The organism is Streptomyces sp. WM4235, assembly GCF_001279725.1.
Classification (GTDB): Bacteria; Actinomycetota; Actinomycetes; order Streptomycetales; family Streptomycetaceae; genus Streptomyces.
The window spans coordinates 13,264-35,220 of the sequence record NZ_LGDE01000434.1 but is presented as its reverse complement, the minus strand read 5'-3'; the positions used below and the strand labels follow the sequence as shown (position 1 = coordinate 35,220).

Annotated in this window: 16 protein-coding genes, 1 tRNA gene and 1 pseudogene; 9 read left to right on the top strand and 9 right to left on the bottom strand. The window is 68.9% G+C overall.

Annotated elements, in window-relative coordinates:
• Positions 1-8: 8 nt before the first annotated feature.
• A pseudogene (locus tag ADK55_RS27485) lies at positions 9-959 on the bottom strand (ISAzo13-like element ISStsp1 family transposase); the annotation flags it as partial.
• Positions 960-1,276: 317 nt separating this feature from the next.
• Between ADK55_RS27485 and ADK55_RS27480 the strand changes: the two are divergent.
• Positions 1,277-2,005 carry a helix-turn-helix transcriptional regulator gene (locus tag ADK55_RS27480; RefSeq protein ID WP_078999486.1) on the top strand — a complete coding sequence of 243 codons (729 nt, stop codon included), beginning with the start codon at positions 1,277-1,279 and terminating at the stop codon, positions 2,003-2,005.
• Between the two features lie 9 nt (positions 2,006-2,014).
• Here the strand turns inward: ADK55_RS27480 and ADK55_RS27475 are convergent, their stop codons facing one another.
• Complete coding sequence (locus ADK55_RS27475) at positions 2,015-2,992, bottom strand: leucine-rich repeat domain-containing protein (protein ID WP_107089324.1); 978 nt, start codon at positions 2,990-2,992, stop codon at positions 2,015-2,017.
• Positions 2,993-3,990: 998 nt separating this feature from the next.
• Here ADK55_RS27475 and ADK55_RS27465 point away from each other — a divergent pair.
• Positions 3,991-4,593, top strand: a complete 603-nt coding sequence (locus ADK55_RS27465) for a hypothetical protein (protein WP_159041566.1) — start codon at positions 3,991-3,993, stop codon at positions 4,591-4,593.
• Positions 4,594-4,814: 221 nt separating this feature from the next.
• On the opposite strand, the gene ADK55_RS27460 is transcribed toward ADK55_RS27465, so the two are convergent.
• Positions 4,815-5,177 carry a helix-turn-helix domain-containing protein gene (locus ADK55_RS27460; RefSeq protein WP_199826635.1) on the bottom strand — a complete coding sequence of 121 codons (363 nt, stop codon included), beginning with the start codon at positions 5,175-5,177 and terminating at the stop codon, positions 4,815-4,817.
• A 251-nt stretch (positions 5,178-5,428) separates the two neighbouring features.
• Between ADK55_RS27460 and ADK55_RS27455 the strand changes: the two genes are divergently transcribed.
• The 4 genes from ADK55_RS27455 (at position 5,429) to ADK55_RS27440 (ending at position 9,164) form a co-directional block, all read left to right on the top strand.
• A complete protein-coding gene (locus ADK55_RS27455; RefSeq protein WP_159041565.1) occupies positions 5,429-6,226 on the top strand; it encodes a hypothetical protein in 798 nt (265 codons plus the stop codon).
• 119 nt (positions 6,227-6,345) lie between these two features.
• A complete protein-coding gene (locus ADK55_RS27450) occupies positions 6,346-7,368 on the top strand; it encodes a tyrosine-type recombinase/integrase (RefSeq protein WP_234350272.1) in 1,023 nt (340 codons plus the stop codon).
• Positions 7,365-8,861, top strand: a complete 1,497-nt coding sequence (locus tag ADK55_RS27445; protein ID WP_234350271.1) for a hypothetical protein — start codon at positions 7,365-7,367, stop codon at positions 8,859-8,861. The genes ADK55_RS27450 and ADK55_RS27445 overlap by 4 nt, the downstream gene beginning before the upstream one ends.
• A 230-nt stretch (positions 8,862-9,091) precedes the next feature.
• A tRNA-Arg gene (locus ADK55_RS27440) sits at positions 9,092-9,164 on the top strand.
• 265 nt (positions 9,165-9,429) lie between these two features.
• On the opposite strand, the gene ADK55_RS27435 is transcribed toward ADK55_RS27440, so the two are convergent.
• From ADK55_RS27435 to ADK55_RS40560, 3 genes are all read right to left on the bottom strand, one after another.
• A complete protein-coding gene (locus tag ADK55_RS27435) occupies positions 9,430-9,633 on the bottom strand; it encodes a hypothetical protein (protein ID WP_234350270.1) in 204 nt (67 codons plus the stop codon).
• Between the two features lie 98 nt (positions 9,634-9,731).
• On the bottom strand, positions 9,732-11,696 hold the full coding sequence (locus tag ADK55_RS27430) for a hypothetical protein (RefSeq protein WP_078999485.1): 1,965 nt from the start codon (positions 11,694-11,696) through the stop codon (positions 9,732-9,734).
• Between the two features lie 129 nt (positions 11,697-11,825).
• Positions 11,826-14,540, bottom strand: a complete 2,715-nt coding sequence (locus tag ADK55_RS40560) for a D-alanyl-D-alanine carboxypeptidase family protein (protein WP_063839631.1) — start codon at positions 14,538-14,540, stop codon at positions 11,826-11,828.
• 186 nt (positions 14,541-14,726) lie between these two features.
• Between ADK55_RS40560 and ADK55_RS27420 the strand changes: the two genes are divergently transcribed.
• The 3 genes from ADK55_RS27420 to ADK55_RS27410 all read left to right on the top strand — a co-directional run bounded on the left by ADK55_RS27420 (position 14,727) and on the right by ADK55_RS27410 (position 17,194).
• Positions 14,727-15,485: a GOLPH3/VPS74 family protein gene (locus ADK55_RS27420; protein ID WP_053682499.1), complete on the top strand. Its 759-nt coding sequence runs from the start codon at positions 14,727-14,729 to the stop codon at positions 15,483-15,485.
• Between the two features lie 410 nt (positions 15,486-15,895).
• A complete protein-coding gene (locus tag ADK55_RS27415) occupies positions 15,896-16,774 on the top strand; it encodes a helix-turn-helix domain-containing protein (RefSeq protein WP_053682498.1) in 879 nt (292 codons plus the stop codon).
• A 207-nt stretch (positions 16,775-16,981) separates the two neighbouring features.
• On the top strand, positions 16,982-17,194 hold the full coding sequence (locus ADK55_RS27410; protein ID WP_053682497.1) for a DUF397 domain-containing protein: 213 nt from the start codon (positions 16,982-16,984) through the stop codon (positions 17,192-17,194).
• Between the two features lie 181 nt (positions 17,195-17,375).
• Here the strand turns inward: ADK55_RS27410 and ADK55_RS27405 are convergent, their stop codons facing one another.
• From ADK55_RS27405 to ADK55_RS27395, 3 genes are all read right to left on the bottom strand, one after another.
• Positions 17,376-18,233 carry a hypothetical protein gene (locus ADK55_RS27405; RefSeq protein ID WP_053682496.1) on the bottom strand — a complete coding sequence of 286 codons (858 nt, stop codon included), beginning with the start codon at positions 18,231-18,233 and terminating at the stop codon, positions 17,376-17,378.
• A 121-nt stretch (positions 18,234-18,354) separates the two neighbouring features.
• Complete coding sequence (locus tag ADK55_RS27400) at positions 18,355-19,881, bottom strand: alpha/beta hydrolase (protein WP_078999482.1); 1,527 nt, start codon at positions 19,879-19,881, stop codon at positions 18,355-18,357.
• Between the two features lie 118 nt (positions 19,882-19,999).
• A complete protein-coding gene (locus tag ADK55_RS27395; protein ID WP_053682495.1) occupies positions 20,000-21,871 on the bottom strand; it encodes an AMP-dependent synthetase/ligase in 1,872 nt (623 codons plus the stop codon).
• Positions 21,872-21,957: the final 86 nt, after the last annotated feature.

Sequence of the window (21,957 nt, the reverse complement as noted above, 5' to 3'; positions counted from 1 at the left end):
CGGCATTGAGTGCCCGGTGGTAGGTGGCACACAGTGATCGTCAGCCCGGTTTCAGCGGCGAGTTGAGCCAGCTCGAGCTTCCATGCCCGGGTGCGGTAGCCGTTGGATCCGCCGGCGTCGGCGGTGATCAGGAGCCGTGTCGCTCGCGGGTAGGCAGCCTGGCCCTGGTCGTGCCACCAGCGGCGGATCGATTCCACGGCGAACGCGGCGGTGTCGTGATCGGTGCCGACGTTGACCCAGCCGGTGTTCGCGGTCAGATCGTAGATCCCGTAGGGGACGGCCTTGCCCAGCTGCGGGTCGGCGAAGTCGTGGACGCTGACCGGGACGGGCTCGCCGGCGGGACGCCACTGGCGGCCGCTGTTCTTGAAGTCGCCGACGAGTTCCTTCTTCTTGGTGTCCACGCTGATGACCGGCTGGCCGGCGTCCCGGTGGTTGCGGGCTTGCTCGTTGAGGTAACGGAACTGGGTGTCCCGGTCCGGATGCTGGTTACCCTCGAGCGTCTTCGCGTTGGCCTGCAGGCTGAAGCCTTCCTCCCGCAGCAGGTCGCCCACGGTATCGGCGCTGATCCGGTGCCCGGCCCGGGCCAGCTCCGCCGCGATCGTACGGGTCGATTTCACAGTCCACCGCAGCGGCGACATCGGGTCGCCTCTCTCATCGGGCTCGACCAGCGCCAGCAGTGCCGGCCGCAGCCCCGGGTCCAGATCGGCGACCCGTTTGCGTCCTCCGCCGGGACGCCGGACCCGCCCCAACGGCTCGTCGCCGGATTCCAGCTCGAACACGCCATCGCGGACCGTCGTCTCACTGACCCGGGCCGCCCGAGCGACAGCGCGGATGCCACCATGCCCCAGCAGCCGGGCCTCGGCCCCCATCAACAGCCGTCGCTGCCGCTCGTCCAGATGCGGGAACAACACCGCGAACTTCGCACAGAGTTGGTCACGGGTCTCGTCCGGGATGCGCATACCAGACCAACGAGCCCCAGGTCGGGAAGCAACACCTTGATGATCTGCAATCCCTTAGTACGGAAATCTGCTCCGCCCTACCGCTCCCCACCTCGCACATTCTTCTGTCACATGTCACCAGGTTGGCCTGAACCGCCCCCCCTTTGGCCGAATGATCGGTTCGAGCGGATTGATGCCTCGGATAGCGTGAACTTTCATGCTTCCGTTCAGCAGCCACACATCCGCTGTATTTCGGCCGGGCGGAAGGGCCAGGCACTCCTTCGCCTGACAGCGTCGCCCCCACCCACAAAATCGGTTCCAGTTGGGAGGACCCTGCGATGGTAAGCCGCACATGGGACGGTGAGTGCGAGGTCGGGATATCCGCCTCCGCTTATGAAGAGCAGAACGACGAGAACGGCGCACGGAACGAATTATCTGTGTTCTGGCTGGCCGAGGACGACGTCTCGTACCACGGTCTACCCTTCCTCCTCAAAGAGATCCCGCTCGTGTCACGCTCGACAATCGGGCGTACCGTGGACGATGCCGAGAGGTTGATCGGGAACAACCGCTTCGACATCTTGGTCATCCCGATCGGAATGTACACGGAGGTCACGCGGGCAGCCCCCGCGCGGGCTCCGACAAAAGTGCTGGTGACCGTCGGCGTCGACGAGGTGAAGGCCATGGCCTCCTTCGCCCAGTTGCACGCGGTCGACGGATACCTGCTACGCCGGGACGTCAATGCCGACTCTTTGCCCGGAGTCTTCGAACGCCTCTTACGCGGTGAGTCGACGGTACCCGAACCGGTTGTCCAACAGATCGCGAACATCGGGGACCCCGGGGCCACCCGCATAGGGGCCCCGGGCATCGCCAGGCTCACCGAGCGCGAGTACACGGTTCTGGGTCATCTGCTGAACGGCCTCAGCAATCATCAGATAGCCCGCGCCATGGGCATTTCAATCCACGGGGTGAAACGCCACGTCTCCAACCTGTTGGTCAAATTCAACTGCACGAATCGCACGGAGGTGGCCCTCGTGGCGGCTCGGCTGGGGATCATCCCAGCCGAGTGAGTCGGCGCACTACAGGAGAACCACGCATCCACGCTCACGCAGTGATCCGATCCAGGCGGGGGTCCGGTCCAGCTTCACCCACCGCAGGTCGAGCTTCTCCAGCCGCGGCAGTGACCCCACGCTCTCCGGCAGTTCGGTCAGCCGGCTAGCCCGGAGGTCCAGGTGGGTCAACCGCTCCAGCCGCCCGATCGACTCCGGTAGCTCACGGAGCGGATTGTTGCGGACGTCGAGATGACGTAGCTCGCTCAGGTTTCCGAGGGTTTCCGGCAGAGTGGCGAGCCTGTTGTTCATGAGGTGCAGCTCGCGCAGGTTCGAGAGGTCTCCGAGTTCGTCCGGCAATCGGTCGATCCGGTTGTTATAGAGGCGTAGCTCGCGGAGGGCCGCCATGCCGCCCATTTCCGGAGGGAGCGTGGTCAGCAGGTTGTCGGTGAGATTCAGATATCCCAGGAGGTTCAGCCGGCCGAGGGCGGGGGGAACCGAAGCGATCCCGTTGTCACTGAGATACAGGTAGTCGGTGAGGTTCGGAATATCTCCGATGGCATCCGGTACACGACCCAAACAATTGTGCCCAAGATCGAGCATCTTGAGCGCACTCAGATTCTTGACAGCGTCCGGAATGTTGGCAATTTTGTTTTCGGCCAGGTTGAGCGAAAGGAGTCCGGTCAGCTCCCAGAGGCTGTCAGGTACAGAGGCCAGCTGGTTCCGGCCAAGGCTCAGATGCTGGAGCAAGGCCAGTCTCCCGATTTCTTCCGGGACTTCCTCCAGCTGATTCGCATAGAGTGTGAGACTGGTCAGCTGCGACAGGTTCGAGATCGACGCTGGCAAGAACTCCAGATCATTTCCGTCGAGATCGATCCTGCGGAGCGACGTCAGGTTCACAAGGGCTTCAGGTAACTCCTTCAGGCCTGCACCGGGCGCCACGAGGGCGGCCGGTTCACCGTCGATCGAGCGGTGGATTGCCTTGTCCAGGTCGTTCAAGTCGGTCATGCCGCACAGTGTAGTCACGTGAACTCACCCTGAGGAACGGATCTCATAGGGGGGCGGTCCGGCTATGGCCGGACTCGATCAGGAGGAAAGATCGTACCTCTCATGTACGTAACCCCCATGGGCTCAGCGGCATTGTTCCGACCATACGGATCGACGAGCCCGAACGGGACGTGAGGGCCGCCGCTACGGCGATCACCTCCCAGCTCACCGACTGGGGATTCATGGCATTCGAGGTCCCCTGGATCGGCGACAAGACGGAAAGGATGATGAGCGAATTCGCATTAGCATGTTCGTCGTCCGATCCCCCGCCTGGGGCGACTTCATCGCCAATCGGTTCGAGCGGCTGGGCAAGCAGTCATCGTAGATGCGCGGCCCGGGCACGTGCGCGGGGCCGGGGGCGGGGAAGCCACCGGTGGGAGGGGATGCCACTGCGAGCAGGGGCTGGTCGGTGCTTAGTCCCAGGTCGGCGTAGGCCGCGAAGGCGAGCCCGGTGACGGACAGGGCGATGACGACTTCCGGCTTGGTCCAGCCGCGCTCGTTGCCCTCGATGATGGCGTACACCGGGGCCCCGATCGCCAGGGCCGTGCACAGGGCGTCGGCGACCTCAAAGAGGCCGGGGTCTTCACCCAACGGCATCGGCCTGCAGGAAGGAGTGGAACGCAAGCGCACCAAGAACAAGGCCCGCATCTACGAACGTGACACTCAAGGAGTCCCCATCCGCATCCAAGACTCAGCATCTGAGTGACTCTTAAGGCTTACGACGTCGTGATGCGATGTCGTAAGCCTTAAGAGTCACTCAGATGCCCTGATGTGAGCTGTGCACAGACCCCTGCCCGCCTAGGTCTCCGCAAAAGCGGCGCAACAGGTACGGAGGAGGTACTCAGATGCACCCTCAGAGGTGATCATTTAACAGACATATGTGGTCAGAGATTCAGCTGCTGCGTACTCACTCCTTGGATCGGCAGACATGCACCGAACTGTCGCTCTACTGTGGCGACATGAGCCTGCCCGAGGGCCTCAATCAGTCTGCGGCCTACGTTGCCGCAGATCTGGAGGCGATGATCCGTGAACGCGATGTCCGCGTCGCATCACACGGTGAGCACCGGGCCCGACTCGAGGCGATGATCGCCAAGCTGAACGCCGAAGTCCAAGAGGTTACGGCGCAGGAGCAACAGGCCGCGGCCGAGCTCCAGGAGGCCCAGCAGGTACTCGAGGACCTCCGCACCGTTCTGGCACGGGGCATAGGCCTTCGCCAGGCTTCCGAACCCGCCCAGACTCGGCTCGTTGCCGTCTCACCCGAACACGACCCCACCTCGGCCACAGCGACGCGCCCTGCACCAGAGCCACAGCCCGCCACGCACCCTGTCCGGATTGCGGGCGAGCGCACACTGGCGGTCCTGAAAATCCTTTCGCGCGACCCGGAGCGGGAGTGGACCCCGAAGGCCGTCGCGATGGAACTCGAAGCGGGCGCTGACGGTTCGATGGACCGAGCTCGGGCCCTGCTCGATGGCCTACGTAAGCGCGAGGTCGTGACGAAGACCATCGGGCCCGACGGCAAGCAGACCTTCTACCGGCTCACCGCGGCCTGGGAGGCCGCCTAGGCAGGCCCACATAAGCGGACCGCCGCCCCACACCGTGGCCTCCCGGCTGGACACCTGGGCCACGCCTGGGGCGGCGGTCTCCCAACGCGGCAAGGCCGCCACCTCCGAAGCTAGCGGTTCACACCCACGTTCGCGGGGTGTTCGGCCATTTCCCTCCATCGGAAGGGCCTACACCCATGCCTTCTTCATACCCATTTACACCGATATGGATCGAAGATCCTCTAGTCGAGGTCGCGTTGCTCCTGCGGCGGGAGCGGTTGCTGACGCACTCCGTTCTCATCGGTGGGCCAGTCGAGGTGGCGGGGCCACAGCATTTCGCCGAGCGTCTCTTCCAGGCGCACCATCGTCATCAAGTCGGGCCACACGGTGCCGGCCAGGACGTTCGAGATGACCTGCCGATTGACTCCCGAGGCCGCCGCCAGCGAGTTCGCACTGAACTTCTGCCGTTCCATGGCCTCGGCCAAGGCGCGGGCGACCGCCTGGCCCACCTGAGCCGGCAGGAAGCCGTCCATCACCGCGTACGGCCATTCACCGGCCACGGCGTACTCCCACGGCTTTTTCGCACGCCACGTTCCTCCGGTCATGCGCCCATTGTGAAGGACGGGGTGCCGAGAGGCGCACCCCCACCAGGGATGCTATCAAAGCAGCAAGGCTGTGTTTGTGAGATGAGTACTGCCGCGTCAGGTCGGCGCAGCAGGCCCCCAGGCGGTCTCTGGACGATCGGAGGTGGAGAGGTATGACAGTGGGACGCTCCCTGCTGGGGTCCGGTGAACGGATTTTGCCGAGCGACAGGCTCCGGGCCGACCGGCAGCTGACCGTGATGAGGGCTCTTTGCATGGCAGACGAGCCGTTGACCGCGGCCGTCCTCCATGAGCTGACCGCCGTCCCCGAGAGGCGCTGCGGGCTCGTTCCCGTGTTCCTCCTCGCCACCGGGCTGATCACGAAGGGTCCGGCCCGCTCTGGCTACGTTCCGACGGAGCTGGGACAGAGTGTCGGCCGCGCCTGGGCCGAGGGAGAGCAGGCCGGCCTGAAGGCACTCCGTGAGGCGTGGAAGGACGAGTGGTTCACCCGCACGGTGATGCAGTGCCTGGGCGAAGGGCCGCGATCCCGCCAGTTCTTGGTCTTCGAGCTCTGCCAAGCCGCTCATGCCCCCGAGAAGCGTATGAGCCAGGTCCATGTCCTTGTCGACCTGCTCGTGGCCGTGGGCATGCTCGTTCCCGAAGGGGACGGCCGGCTGAGCTGGCCCGGAGGTGCGCTCGACCTCGATCCGCTCCAGCGGCAGGACCAGCAGCCGAGCGGCAGCAGCCGGTCCGCCCCGGAGAGCGGACCGCAGAAGGAGACGCAGCAGCAGCCCGGCCCGGTACCCGCCCTCGAAGGCGATCCGCCCTCGGGAGTCGGCGGCGAAGCCGGTGCTTCCTTCGGTCCGTCGGTTCCCCGGCCGCGCCGTGAGCAGACGCCGACGGCAACGAACGGCGGGCCGGCACCGGAGCTGGACCTGCTCGCGCTGCTGCTGCCACCGGTTCTCCTGGCAGATCTGGCCCGCCTGTCCGCCGAGGACCTGCTGGCCCTCCACGGCCACCTGCGCGGCCTCGCCGAGATCACCACGAAACTTCGGAGCGGCCCCGTCAGGTAGGCAACACCTCACACAAAGCAGGTCCGGCAGCGCCCTCTTCCCTTGGCCGGGATGGCGCTGCCGGACCCCACCTCCACCGACCATCCGGCGCGGCTGGGCCGCGCGGAAGGGGCTTCGGCATGTCCTCACGCAAGGCAAGGAACACCGCCCACGGTAGCGTGCCCGCCGACGGGCGCACACACCGTCCACCAGCAAAGCAGACCCCCACCAAGCGCACAGCGCGCGCTGCGGTCACGCTGAGAAGCGCGGTCGTACAGGTCAGCCGCGCCTGGTCGCATGAAGTGGACACCGGGCTGATGAGCCCGCAAACCGCCAAGCTCTACACCAGGGCCGCGGAAGAGCTGCTGGTTTTCGGCAAAGCCCACGGCATCACCTTGATCGACGAGGTCACCGCGGACTTGGTGACAGCGTTCGATCGCGCTCCCGGACACGACCGCCACGGCAACATCATCGTCACCCCCGAGGACGGCACCCGCCGCCAACGCCGCTCCGGCATCGCATCGTTCTACACCTACGCTCGCGCCCTGGGCCTGACCCAGTGCGTCCCGCTCGTGGACGCGGAGCGCATCCACCGCAGTCCTCGCAAAGCGGGCGCCGGCCTCAGCATCGAAGAGATCGAGCTGCTGAAGTTCCACTCCGAACGCGGCATGCCCGCGACCCGCAACGCCGCAGTACTGGCACTTCTCCTGACCGGCCTGCACAGCGCCGAGATCGCGGCCTCAGGCACCACCGACCTCAATCTGGACGCCGGTGAAATCACCACGCGCGGCGCCACCTACACCGAAGCCCGCACCTGCCCGCTGTCCGACTGGGCCCGCTACGTGCTCGGCCTGCGTCTCACCCATCTGGCCGGCAAGCCCCCTGAACAGCGACTGCTTGTCGCCAACCCTCGCTCTGCCGCCCACGTCGCCCAGGCCAGCGTCGGATCCGCCTTCGGTGAGATCGTCCGGCGCTGCGGACTGTCCACCACCACACGCAAGGTCGAACCCCGCGACGTCACGCGGTTCCTCGCCCGCCAGATCCTCAGGGAATCGGGCTCGCTCTCCGAGGTGGCCCGGCGCCTGGGCCTGTCCTCCCTCGACAGCGCGGCAGGCCTTGCCGGGCTCCAGTGGAAGACCCCCCGCGCAGGCGGTACGGCATGAGCACGCCCAAATCCCGCCCCAGGCGCAAACCCGCCAAGAGGAAGAGGCCCGACTACACCATCGGCCCCATCCCCGATGATGCATTCGGTGCCGCCGGAGACCCGCTGCCGCCCAAAGGCCCCGAAGCACCCGCGATCTCGCTCAACCAACGGTTCTCATACCTGGTGAACAACCCCGACCTCTACACGGCAGCCGACTCACTGCCCGCCAAGAGCAGGACCGGCCGCCCCGCCCACTACCCTCCGATCGTCTACCTGATCTTCCTCAGCTCCATCTCGATCTTCGATTCCGCCCGCTACACCGCGGTCAACCTCCAGGACTCCATTTGGTGGAATCAAGTACGCGACGCCCTGCGCAGCCACATGGGAGATGAAGCAGCGGACACCCTCCCTCCCGTCGGCCCGAGCCGCAGCCAGTGGAACTACTACTTCCAAAAACATCTCAAGCCTGCCTTCGCAACAATCCGGGACATCAGCCGCGACCTGTGGATCCAACAGGCCCTCGACTCCGGAATGATGGCGGAAAGCGGTAAGCGCGTCAGTCGCGCTTACCCCGAACGCCAGCAAGTCGTCCACGCTGACGCCACCGTCGCCAGGCCCGCGTCATCCCAAAGGCACCACGAGGTCGCAGACAAGGTCACTGGAGAGATTCGCCGCCACCGCGTCGATCCGGACGCCGGCATCAGCGTCGAGGGCGGAGGAAACCGCGTCTACGGCAACAAGTTCCTAGCCATGGCCGTACGCCTCGCTGACACTCCGCACAGCCGGATCGTGCTCAACATCGAATCAATCCGCCACAAATCACGCGCCCGCGACCCTCACCGCGACGACGAAGGAACCGCCTTCGTCAAAATGGTCAAGCACCTCCTCACCAAGGCTCCTGATCTGCGTGCCATCACCTACGACACCGCCCTGCGGGGAGTTCACCGTGCTCCGCTGATCGCTGCCGGTCTCGTCGCCTTCACAACGCAGCACAGTGGGCTCTCACCCGAATCCCTTACTCTCTTCCAGGAAGGTCCCTGCAACCACAAGCTGTATGTCGCCGAGGGTCGCGTTTGCGAGCGCCTCATCGACCTCAAGACCGGCAAGGACCATTACGCTCCCCTCCCTGTCGAGGAACTCGCCTGCAGGAAAGGCAAGAAGGCCACCCGCTATTACCACCGGATCACTATTCCCTGCCCCGTCAAGACGCATACCGAGCACATTCGGGTTGACGAGACGGAAGAGGACCGCCAAACCGACCCCTCAACGGGCAAGAAGCGGTTCAACCGAACGGAACACCTGCGACAGGTGCCACCCGACACCCCCGCCGGACGCCGGCTCAAAGGGTTTCGCCAGGACAGCGAATCCCTGCACTCCCGGTTCGACCAGCGCTACCCCCACGAACGGGTACCCGCCTACGGCGCCACCGCAGCTCTGCTCATCTACATCGGCTACGCCTGGCTCAGCAACTCCATGGCACGCGCTGTGCTCAAGACCCCGGCCGCAGCCTGACCTGACGCATCCCTCGCACCCTTGGCTCTCGCGCTCGCCCCGGCTCCGCCCTCAGAGGCACCTCACCCCTGCCTGCAGGGGTGCAGATACTCTGCTGCGCAGCAGACTCCACCCGCTACACTGACCGCGGTGGCTACGCCCTCACGGGCTGCCACCGCACCTGTCACCAAGCAGTCCGATCGGCCCGATGATCTCGTCGGACTTTCAGACACGTTTTCCGACAGATCCCCGCCTTCGTAGCTCAGGGGATAGAGCACGGCTCTCCTAAAGCCGGTGTCGCAGGTTCGAATCCTGCCGAGGGCACATCGACGCGAGACCCCCGCCGATCACGGCCGGGGGTCTTCGTCGTTTCCGGGGTACGGGGGCACCGGGGGCACGGGGCCAAGTCCGGTGTGGGGTGCGTGAGTCGACGCGGACGGAGGCGACGGAGGCGACGGAGGCGACGGAGGGCACTGCGGGCAGTGCGAGCACTCAGGGCACTGCGGGCACTGCGGGCACTGCGCGCACTGCGGGCACGGATGGGCCCTCCCGGCCGGGCCGGGAGGGCCGTGCGATCAACCGACGGGGGTCAGCTCAGGCCTCTGCTGCGCTCGCCGATCCGGTCGCCCTGCGGAGTGCCGGCCCGCTTGAGGGCCGCCTTCGTGTGGGCTCCGCCCTTGACCTTGCTGCGGACCGGACCTTCGAAGCCGTGACCCTGCGTGCGTGGCAGTTGTACCTGCTCCGACGCCTTCGCGATCACTGCCTGGACGTCGTGCTTCTGCTCTTTGCTCATCCCGCCGTCAACTCCCTCGGGAAGCACCCAATCGGACTACTCGGATCGTATGCAGATATATCGACCCACGCACCCGGGCCGGGGGTAAAAACTCTCGATCATGGCCGGGACGGATCGGCCGGCGCCCGCGGCTCCAGGACCTCGTCGACCAGTTCCTGCGGGCAGGGCGTTCCCCGAGGGATCTGGTACTTCGCCGCGACCCGGTACTCCCCCGGGGTCGGCGCCAGCAGCTCGGTCCACACGTCGCCCACCGCGTCCGGGGCCGCCTTGAACAGGCACCCCGCGGTGTTGGCGAACCGCTTCGGCCCGGGCTTCTTCGCCGAGGATCCCGCCTTGGAGTCGGCCGTCTCCTGCGGGGGCGCCACCGCCTTGCCCTGGGCGTCCACCAGCCCCAGCCACGGCGAGTGCGGGACGCGCACACTGACCCGGCCTGCCTGCTTCACGTCGATGACCAGCTGGTCGGCGCCCGCGCGCACCACCGTCGCGGGTCCGGCCACCAGATCGGTGGGGGCCTGCACCTGGAAGAGCTGCCAGTTCTCGTCGCCCCAGATCTGGTGGAGGTACGGCAGACCCCCGCGCACCAGCGTCGCCTCGTCCTTGCCGCCCTCGTCGGGTTTGTCCACGGGCAGTACCACGTAGTGCACGGCCCAGCGGCCCAGCCAGGCCCGGTAGCTCTCGGCGGTGAGCGTGTCGTCGTAGAAGAGCGGGTTGCGCTCCAGGTCCGCCTGCCGGTTCCAGCCGCGTGCCAGGTTGACGTACGCGGGGAAGGCGGAGGACTCGCGGTGGCTGCTCGCGGGCACGACCTCGACCCGCCCCCGGTCGGCGCCGGCCTTCTGGAGCCGGTCGACGAGGGGCGCCAGCTCCCGGTTCCAGGAGGCGAGCGGCGTGGTGCGGATGATGTCGGTGACGCTGTTGGTGGTGATCCAGACGTTCAGCCCGACGAAGGCGAGCAGGAGCGCGTACCGGCGGCGCGTGCGCGGGGCCTCGTACGGCAGGGCCGCGAGCAGCACCGCCCCGCCGAACAGCATGACGAGCCGGGTGACGTTCGACCCCACCTGGGAGTCGATCAGCCAGGTCAGGGCCACCCCGAGCGCGTACACGGCGGCGGCGATCCGGACCGTCTTCCACCGCTTCGGCACGAGGAAGACGATGACCAGGCCGAACACGAACGGCAGCCAGGCGGAGCCCAGCTTCATCGGTTGCGTTCCCGAGAAGGGGAACAGCCAGGCCGACAGGCCCACCACGGCCACCGGGGGCAGCCCCAGGGTGTACGCGCCCGGTCGCCGCTTACTCAGGAACAGCGCGGCCGCGATCACCCCGAGGAACAACCCGGCGACCGGGCTGGCGGCGGTGGCGAGGCCGGCGAGCGGGGCCGCGACGGCGGCCTTCGCCCATCGCCGCTCGGCCCAGCCGCGCGGCCAGCAGAAGACCGCGGCGACCGCGCCGAGCGCGAACATCGCGCCGAGCCCGAAGGTCACCCGGCCGGAGAGGGCGTTGCACAGCAGCCCGTAGACCCCGGCGAGGGCCGGCCACAGCGGCTGCCGGACGGCGCCCCGGCAGCGCGTCAGGATCAGCGCGAGGAGCCCGGCCGACACCGTCCCGGCGATCATCATCGTGGTCCGGACGCCGAGCATGTGCATGAGGTACGGGGACACCACGCTGTACGAGACCGGGTGCATCCCGCCGTACCAGGCGAGGTTGTACGCCGTGTCGGGGTGCCGGCCCACGAACTCGGCCCAGGCGTCCTGCGCGGCGAGGTCCCCGCCGCTGTTGGCGAAGGTGAAGAGCCAGACGACGTGCAGGACGGCCGCAACGGCGGTGGTGACGACCACGGGGTGCCCCTGCGCCCAGCGCAGGGCGAGGCGCGCCATGGCCGGCGGGCCACCCGTACCGGAACGAGAACCGGAACGTGAGCCGGAACGAGGATCGGGACGGGGATCGGAACGGGGATCGGAACGGGGATCGGAGCCGTCCGCAGGGAACGTTTCGGCATCAGTCGAGCCGGAGCCCGCGGTCCGGCCGCGCTGCTCCCGCTCCTGCCCGTACTGCTCAGCGGTGGTCACTACCGACGCTCTCTCCCCGACACCTGCGCGAGTACCGCACTCGCATCCAAGACGTGCTCAGGCGCCCCGGGGTTGCCCGGAGCGCCTGAACGAAACCCGTCCCCGGCGGTAGATCCCGCCCGGGGCGGCTCAGCCGACGCGGGTCAGCTTGCTGCCCAGGCTCGGGCTGACCAGGTCCTGCTTCAGGGCCACGGGCACCTTCACCTGACTGGCACCCTCGCCGATGGTCAGGACACCGATCTCCGTACCGGCCTTGGCGGTCTGCGGCAGCGGGCCGCCGCCCTCACCCAGCTTGACGTTGACCTTGAGCGACGGCCAGCCGACCGCCTCGACGTCGGCGGTGGCCACGACCGGGGTCCTGCCGCCGAGCCCGTCGTCGACGTACCCGACGACCTGGCCCTTCTTCACGACGTTCGCGCCGGTCAGCGTCTTCTGCGTGGCCAGCATGACGTCCTTGCTGGCCGCGATGGCGGTATCGAGGATGGGCACGCCGTGCTGACCGAGGACCGCGCCGACGATCAGCTGGTTCGTCTTGCCGACCTGCTTCTGGGCGGCGAAGAGCAGGTTGCCGCCCGCCTTGGTGGTGGAGCCGGTCTTGATCCCGAGCGAGTCGTTGTAGGGGATCAGGTCGTTGTAGTTGCGCCACGTCTTGCCGGACGGGTCGGTCCACCTCGGCAGCTTGGTGATCGCGATCAACTCGGGCATCTCGACGACCTTGAGACCCAGCTTGACCTGGTCCTCGGCGGTGCTGACCGTGGTCGCGTCCAGACCCGAGGGGTCCGTGTACGTCGTGTTGGTCATGCCGAGTTCCTTGGCGGTGTCGTTCATCTTCTTGACGAACGCCTCCTGGTCACCGCCGGAGTCCCAGCGCGCGAGCAGCCGCGCGATGTTGTTGGCGGAGGGGATCATGATCGCGGCGAGGGCGTCGTACTCCGAGATCTGGCCACCCTCCTTGAGGGTGTTGACGGTGGACTCCCCCTCGGAGTCCTTCCTGCCGTCGTCCACGGCCGTCTTGTCGACCGGGATCATCTCGCCCTTCTCACCCTTCTTCATCGGGTGGTCCTTGAGGATCACGTACGCCGTCATGGTCTTGGCGACGCTGCCGATGGCGATCGGCTTCTGCTCCCCGAAGGTGCCCACGGTGCCGAGGCCGGCGGCGGCCATGTAGCCCTGGCCCTCCTTCGGCCACGGCAGGACCGGGGCGGATCCGTCGAAGGTGAACGCGCTCTGCGCCGTCATCTTGAGCTGCGGCTCGGGCAGCGGGCGCACCAGCTGCACCACGGCGAGGATGATCACCAGCAGTGCGACGAGCGGGGCGTAGATCTTGAACCGCCGCGTGAAGGTGCGCAGGGGGCTCGGCGGCGGGGGCGGGTTGTTCGTGAGGTCCGCCAGCATGTCGAGCGGCGGCTTGGGCGGCAGCGGCTGCTGCGTGGTCCGCTCGCTGTCCTGCCTGGGCCCGGCGGGCGCGGGCGCCCGCTTCGGGGCGGACCCCGGTGCGGTGGGAGCCGGCTTCGGCGCGGTGGGCGCGGCGGGCCGGGCGCTGTCGCCGCGCAACGGCACGAAGGTACTGGCGCGCTCACCGCCGGCGGCGCTCGGCGGTGCGGGCCGGTCGGCCTGCGCGGGCTTGGTGGTCGAGGGGGTGGCGGGGGCGGTACCGGGCTTCACGGCCCGGAACACGGCCGTACGCTCACTGTCCTCGGCCGACTTCCCCGCCGAACCGGAACCGGAACCAGACGCGGGACCTGAGCCCGGAACAGAACCGGAACCGGAAGCCGGGCCGGAACCGGCAGCCGGCTTCGGCGCCTCGGCGGCACCGGGACGCACCGCACGGAACACGGCCGTGCGCTCGCCGTCCTCGGCCGGCTTCGCGGGCGCGGGCCGGTCGGCCTGCGCGGACTTGGCCGCGGAGGGGGTGGCGGGGGCGGTACCGGGCTTCACGGCCCGGAACACGGCCGTACGCTCACTGTCCTCGGCCGACTTCCCCGCCGAACCGGAACCAGATCCAGAACCGGAACCGGAACCGGAACGCGGGTCAACGGCCGCACCCCGCCCCGCGGCAGAAGCGGAATCCGAACCGGAACCCGGCTTCGACTCCGACTCGGGCTTCGACTCGGGCTGCGACTCGGACCTCGACCCCGACGTGGGCTCAGGCTTCGGCTGTGTCTTCGGCGCCTCGCGGGCATCGTTCCTGAACGCCCGGAACACGGCGGTGCGCTCGCTGTCGGCGGGCCCCTCCGCTTCGGTCGACTTCTCGGCGGATGCGTCCGGAGCGGGCTTCACGACCCCGAACGCGGTCGTCCGCTGTTCCGCGGCGGCGGGCCTGTCGGCGGCCACCGGACCCCCCGCGGACCCGCCGGAACCCGAGGTGGAACCGGACTCCGAACCGGACTCCGAACCGGTCTCGGACTCGGAATCCGCTGCGGCATCGACGGAACCGGCCGTGGTGGTCGAGCCCACCCGACCGGATGACGCCTTCGGCTCGGGAGCAACCTCGACCGGCTCGGCCTCCGCCTCCGGCTCGGCCTCGGCCGCAGCCGCGGCACCGGCACCGGCACCGGCACCGGGGCGCGTGTCCCCGTCGCCCTCGCCCTCGCCGTCACCCTCGTCCGTGCCGCCGGAGCCCGCGTCGCCGCCGGCCTCGCCCTCCGCCGTACGCTCCGCGTCCGCCGACTTGGACGCGACCCAGGCCGCGACGGCCACCTTCAGAGGGTCCCGGTCGCCGGACTCGGGCTCGCGCGGTCGCAGGACCGAGAGCCTCGGGTCCCGTTCCGCGGAGGACGCGGCGGTGTCCGCCGCCCCCGACGCACCTTCATCTACCGACTTGTCGGGGGACTCGCCCGCCACCAGTTCCTCCTCGATCGACGTTCGGCCGCTGTCCGAACCGTCTAACAGTGTCCCGTCTCGGGGGCATCGCCCACCCGCTAGACGAGAACGACATAGATGCAGGTTCCCCCATAAACCGACCAGGCGCTCTCGACAGATGAATGTGAGAGGCGTCACCCTGTCACTCATCCACGCGGGGAGGCATGGATGGGCAGGAGCCGCAGAACAATTCCGGAGGAGCTTCTGTTGCTCGCCTTGGACCCGACCACGGGAACCACGGCGCAGCCGCAGTCGCTCGACCTCGGCCTGGCCGGGGCACAGCTAGTGGAGCTGGCTCTGGCAGGACGGATAGCCCCTGACGGGGATCGTATCGCCGTGGTGATGCCACGGCCGACAGGAGATCCGACTCTGGACTCCGCACTGGAACTGCTGCGCAGGCGCGGCAGCCCGGTTCGGGCCGTCCACTGGATCGGCGGACCCCGACTGGGGCTCCGTCAGATTTACCTCGCTCATCTGGAGCGTTGCGGCATGGTTCATGCCGTCGCGGGACAGATGTGCGGGGTGTTGCCGACGACTCGCTACCAGGCGACCGACACGGCGATCAGCCGGGAGATCCGTGCCCGGCTCGACAGTGCGATCCGCACCGGTGTACCGCCGGACCCGCGGACCGCGGCGCTCGCCGCACTGGCCCACGCGGTCGGACTCGGCAAGCACCTGTACCCCGGCAACGAGGGGCGGTCGTCCAGGTCCCGGTTGCGGGACCTGATCCGGCACGACCCCATGGGCGGTCTGGTGGCGCACGCCGTCATGGACGTCCAGAACGGGGTGGCGGCACAGCCACGTCGTGACCGCGCACCTGCGCCGGCATCCGCCGCGCGGGCTTCGGCCACCTCCGCGACCGGTGCGGGCGGTGTCCCGATGCAGCCGCGTCGGACAGGTGCGATGGCCCGTGCGGCCGCGCACTGACCGCCGGGTGACAAGCAGGACCCGCAGGAACGGCAGGACCGGCAGAACCCGCACGACCAGCACCACCGGCACCACCCGTGGGACCCGCGACACCCCTTGATCCATCCGCGGCCCACACGCGCACCGCTCGACCGAACGCCATCGCCGGAACCGGCCGTCCCCCAAAGACCCGGTTCGGGAACCGCCAGCGCGCGGGGTGGCGGGGCCGGCCCACCCGGTCCCGCCACCCCGCGCGTCTGTCTTTTCCGCACGTCCGGCCTTCCCGCGCGGCTGTCTTTCCCACGCGGCTGCCTTTCCCACCCGTTCCCCAGCGCCACCACGCCCTTCGGTGGCAGTCTGCTGAACATCAGGCACGCAGAGAGACAGAAACAGAGCCAGAACGAGAAGAAGAAGGCGGAGGTGCCGTTTCCGTGGCGTCCAATGTCAATCCCACCGTCCGACGCCGCCGACTGGGCATGGAGTTGCGCAAGTTGCGCGAGGACAAGGGCATGACGGCCGAGCAGGTGGCCGAGCGCCTCCTCGTCTCCCAGTCGAAGATCAGCCGACTGGAGAACGGTCGGCGCTCGATCAGTCAGCGCGATGTCCGCGACCTGTGCGACGTGTACGAGGTCGAGGACCGCCGACTCGTCGACTCCCTGATGCAGATGGCCAAGGACTCGCGCCAGCAGGGCTGGTGGCACGCCTTCGGCGACATCCCGTACAGCGTCTACATCGGCCTGGAGACGGACGCCGCCAGCCTGCGCACGTACGAGCCCCAGATGGTCCCGGGACTGCTCCAGACCCCGGACTACGCCCAGGCCCTGATCCGCGGCGCGTTGCCCGAGACCGCGCCGCAGGACGTGGAGAAGCGCGTCCAGGTCCGGATGCACCGCCAGAAGCGGCTGTCCGAGACGGACAACAACAATCCGGACGTCGGTCCGCTCCGCCTGTGGGCGGTCATCGACGAGGCGGCGCTGCGCCGGCACGTGGGCGACGCGCAGTTGATGATCCGACAGCTGGAGTACTTGATAGAGCGTTCGGAGGAGCCGTACATCACCGTGCAGGTGATGCCGTTCTCGATGGGGGCGCACCCCGGCGTGAACGGCCAGTACGCGATTCTGGAATTCCCCGACGCCTCGGACTCGACGGTCGTCTACATCGAGGGTGTCACGAGCGACTTGTACTTGGAGAAGGCCAACGACGTTCAGAAGTACAGCGTGATGTACGAGCACCTTCGCGCCCAGGCTCTCAACGTCGACCAGACCCGGCAGTTCATCTCGGAGATCATCAAGCACTACGCCGGCAAGTAGCGACAAATGGGGAGGAATCGGTCCCGGTGACAAGGGAGGCCGTACGGTACACCGTCGCTCCCCGGCCACATAAGACCTGACCTGAATATGCCACTCGGTCGAGTGAACGGCCCCTTCAGCCGTCGGAAGGTGCGGGTAGCGTCGATCACGTCGGCCGGGGAAGTGGCCGACACGCCATCGGAACTACTCGCCGAACCGGAGAAAAACATGGCTATTCGTCAGGGTGCCACGGACAACTGGACCAAGTCCTCTTACTCCGGAGGAAACGGCGCCTGCGTCGAGGTCAAGTCCCCCGTGATGGAATCCATCGCCGTGCGCGACTCGAAGGTGCAGGACGGGCCGTCGCTCACCTTCGCGCCGGGTTCCTGGAACTCCTTCGTCTCGGACGTCGTCGAGGGTCGGCCGGGGCGCCTCGTCTGAACGTCGAGGCGACCTTCCCGACGATCCCTACCGCCGCGTCGCCGGCACCACCCGCGTCGCCGGCACCACAGGCACCACCAGATTCACCAGCACCACCCGCACCACCCGCACCACCCATCGGAGCCCTCTCGACCGACCCGCCGTCTTGGCCGAGGGGGCTCCGTCGTGTCCGCGCCCCGGGTCAGCGCAGCTGATCCACGTACCGGTCGGTGCCCGGCACCGTGGGGATGAACGGCGCGACCAACTCCACCCGCCCCAGTCCCGTCTCCGCGACCTCGGTCTCCCAGCCCTGGAACCGGTCCCAGCAGGTCCGCGGGTCGGCCTCCAGGAACCACAGCAGTGTCAGCCGGGTGTCGACCCCCTCGACCTGCTTGACGTACGTCATCCGGTCGCCGGGCAGCGGTGTAGGCCGGAAGACCGTCACCATCGCCGCGGGCCCTCCCGCCAGCCGCTTCGGCAGGGCCCGCGAGCGCAGCCACTCCAACAGTTCGGCCCGCTGTTCGGGCCCGTCGGCGTCGACGACCTGGAGGACCAGGCCGGCGTACGGGTGGTCGAGGGCGTGGAAGTCCCGGGGCCCGGCGGCGCCGTCCCGGTAGACCGTGGCCGCATGGTCCTGGAAGGCGGTGAAGACGTGGGTGCGGTCCTGGTAGACCCGCCCGTCGCGGTTGAGGCGCTTGTTGATGCCGACGGTCCACTTCATGTGCTCGTCGTAGCGGCCCCGGGTGACCCAGTACGTGGAGAGGTAGCAGCCGGCGCCGACCGGCTGCGCCACCGCCGACTTCTCGGGGTAGCGCAGCTCTTGGAGGTCCCGCGTGGCCACCCAGCGGCGTCCGGCGTACATCCAGGGCATGGCCATGGCGCCCGCGTAGTAGTGGTCGTCCTCGTACCAACGGTTGTACGCGTACTCGTGTCCGGGGTGCGGCTCCACCATGGTGATCAGCGCGTGGCCGGGGCGGACTCCGTAGGGGCCGACGGCGGCGAGCGCGGCGTAGTCGTCGGGGCGGGTGTCCGGTGCGTGCTCCTGCTCTTCTGCGGTCATGACACCGGTGTATCTGATGTCACGTCAGTTGTGGAGGGGTCGGGCACCCCCGCCGCCGAACCGGGGTGGGAGACCGTGGCGTCGGCAGGTCCGCTTTCCCGGGCTCCCGCCCCGCCGGCGCTCACTGCCCGGCGGGGCAGGACCGCGTCCCGGCGGGAAGCCGGCCGTCGACCAGGAAGTGGTTCGCGTAGTCGCGTACGCACGGGGATTCCGCGTACCCGGTGTGCCCGTCGCCCTTGAAGTCGAGGATCACCGCCGAGCCCAGCCGTCGGGCCGTCTCCTCGGTCCACTCGTACGGGGTCGCCGGGTCGCCGCGCGTGCCGACGAGCAGCATGCGCGGGGCTCCGGGGTCGTCGATCTTCCGGATGAAGTCCGTGCCGGGCGGGCGGCCGTAGCAGGACAGGACGGTCAGCAGCTGGTTCGGCCCGAAGATCCGCGATGCCGCGAGGAACGCGTCCCGCAGGCCCTCGACCTCCTTGCGGACCGCTGCCGGGGTGGCCGTGTCGTCGCCCCGGTCCGGGTCGTCGGCGCAGTTCACGGCGGTCTGCGCGGCCGACCCGTTGTCGGCGGGCACCTTCACCCGGCCCTCGTTCTGGTCCTGGTCCTCGTCCTGGTCCTGCGGGGGCGGCTCCATCGGGCCGCCCAATTGGAGCAGGCCGATCGGGTCACCGCGCTCGACCTCCTTGAGGCCGTCCGCGAGCGCGGGCCACAGCTTGCGCGAGTACAGGGCGGTGCCGACGGACGCGACCACGTCCTGCCCGGTGAAGTGCGAACCGTCCTGTCCGACCAGCGGTTCCTCGTCGAGCCGGGCCACGAGCGCGTCGACCTTCCGCTTGGCAGTACGGGTGTTCGTGCCGTACACGCAGTCGCTCTGGCGGGTGCACCAGCCGAGGAAGTGGTCGAGGGCGCGCTGCTGCCCGCGCGCCGACATCAGGGCCTGCTCGGCGAGCGGCTCGGTGAGGGTGTCGACCCCGTCGAGGACCATGCGGCCGGTCGTGCGGGGGAACTGCGCGGCGTACACGGCGCCGAGCCGGGTGCCGTAGGAGAAACCGAGGTAGTCGAGTTTCTCCGCGCCGAGGGCCCGGCGGATGACGTCCATGTCGCGGGAGACGTTCACGGTGCCGATGTACGGGAGCACCGGGCCGGAGTGCAGTGCGCACCGCCGGGCCACGGCCCGCAGGGCCGCGAGCCGTCCGGCGGCGTCGTGCGGGGCGAGGGCGGGGTCGGTCTCCTGTGAGCCGCCGCAGGAGACGGGCTCGCTGTGCCCGATGCCTCGGGGGTCGAAGGTGACGAGGTCGCGGTGCTTGCCGAGGTCGGCGAAGAGGGTGGAGTCGGCTGCGAGGGAGGCGATGCCGGGGCCGCCGGGGCCGCCGAAGTTCAGCAGGACCGGCCCGCGGGACGCGCCCTGCGTCGCGGGTATCCGGGCCACCGCCAGGGTGACCGTGCCCTTCGCCGGGGCGGCGTGGTCCAGCGGCACGTCCAGCGTCCCGCACCGCATGCCGTCGGGTATCGGCCGTTCGGGGCAGTCGCCCCAGCGGATGCGGGGCGGCGCGGGTCCGTCGGTCGCCGGCGGAGTCGCCCCCAACGACACCAGCACGAGCCCGCAGGCCGCGACGGCGGCACGGAACCAACCACGGGTACGGCGCACGAGCCCTCCTCGGGCAACCCCCCTACCCTGCCGGCCCACCCTAACCGCGCCCCGCCGACTCGGCCCGTCGACGGCTCGGGCCCGGCGGGGGCCCCCGGGGTTCCGGCACCGCCCCCGCTCAGCCTCGGCCGCGGTAGAGGGCGTTGATCTCGCGGTCGAACTCGCGCGACACCACGCCCCGCTTCAGCTTCAGCGACGGCGTCAGGTGGCCCCGCGCCTCCGTGAACTCGCCCGGCAGCACGACGAAGCGTCGGATCGATTCCGCGCGCGACACCAGCTGGTTCGCCTCGTCCACCGCCCGTTGTACGTCGGCCCGCAGTTCCTCGTCCTCGACCAATTCCCGCATCGGCATGGTGGTCTTCTTCCGCATCTGCCGCCAGTGCGCGAGCCCCTCCGGCTCCAGGGTGACCAGTGCCGCCACGTACGGCCGGTTGTCGCCGACGACCATGCACTGGCCGACCAGGGGGTGGGCGCGCAGCCGGTCCTCCAGGAGGGCCGGGGCGACGTTCTTGCCCCCGGAGGTGATGATCATGTCCTTCTTCCGGCCGGTGATCGTCAGGTATCCGTCCCGGTCCAGTTCGCCGATGTCCCCGGTGGGGAACCAGGCGCCCGGCTCCGCCCAGGCCACGTTCCAGTACCCGGCGAAGACGTGGCGCCCCCGCAGAAGCACCTCGCCGTCGTCGGCGATCCGTACCCCCGTCCCGGGGAGCGGCCAGCCGACCGTTCCCAGCCGGGGCTTCAGCGGCGGGGTGATGGTGGAGGCGGCGGTCGTCTCGGTCAGTCCGTAGCCCTCGAAGACCTCGACTCCGGCGCCGGTGTAGAAGGCGGCGAGCCGCCGCCCCAGGGGGGAGCCGCCGCTCAGGACGTAGCGGACGCGGCCGCCGAGGGCCGCGCGGATCCGCCGGTAGACGAGCGGGTCGTACAGGGCGCGGGCGGTGCGCAGTCCGAGGCCCGGGGGGTTGCCCTCGACCGCCTCGCCGAGGCGCTCCGCGATCCGTGCGGCGCGGTCGAAGGACGAGGCCCGGCCCATGCGCTCGGCGGTGGCGCGCGCGGTGTTGTAGACCTTCTCCAGCACGTAGGGGATGGCGAGGAGGAACGTCGGGCGGAAGCCGGCCAGGTCCGCCAGCAGGTCCTCCGTGGCGATGCTCGGCGCGTGGCCCAGTTTCACCCGCGCCCGCAGGCATCCGACGGCCACCATCCGCCCGAACACGTGGGACAGCGGCAGGAAGAGCAGGGTGGCCGCCGGTTCCTCGGTCTTGGACCGGAAGACGGGGTGCAGGAGTTCGACCGCGTTGTCCACCTCGGCGAAGAAGTTGCCGTGCGTCAGTACGCAGCCCTTGGGCTGCCCGGTGGTCCCCGACGTGTACACGAGCGTCGCCACGTCGTGGGGTGTACGGCCTCTTCTGCGTTCGTGCACCAGCGCGTCGGGGATGTGTTCCCCGGCTTTGACGAGCCGGGCCACGGCGCCCGTGTCGAACTCCCACAGGTGCGCCAGCCACGGCAGGTTCCCGCGCTCGCCGCTGATGATCCGCGCCTGCACGGTGTCCTCGACGGCGCAGGCCACGGCTCCGGAGTCGTGGATGATCCAGCGCGCCTGGAGGGCGGAGGAGGTGGGGTAGATCGGTACGGTGACCAGCCCGGCGGCCCAGCCCGCGAAGTCCAGCAGCGTCCATTCGTACGTGGTCCGCGCCATGATGGCGAGCCGGTCCCCGGGGCGCAGCCCTTCCGCGATCAGGCCCTTGGCCACGGCGAGGACCTCGGCCGCGAACTCGGCGGCGCTCACGTCCCGCCAGGCGCCGTCCGGGCCCTTGCGGGCGAGCACGGCCTCGGCGGGGGCCTGGGCGGCGTTGTCGAAGGGGATGTCCCCGAGTGACCCGTGCGGGGGCGGCCCCACCAGCGCGGGTACGACCACCTCGCGCACCACACCGTCGATCACGGTCTTGACGGGTTCGACGAGTTTCGGCCCGGCCTGCTGCACGACAGTGCTCACGGCGCGCGCTCCTTCGGTTCGGCAGGAGTTACCGCCGGTAATTTACGCAGGGGTAACTGCTGCTGACCACCCCCCGCACACGCTCC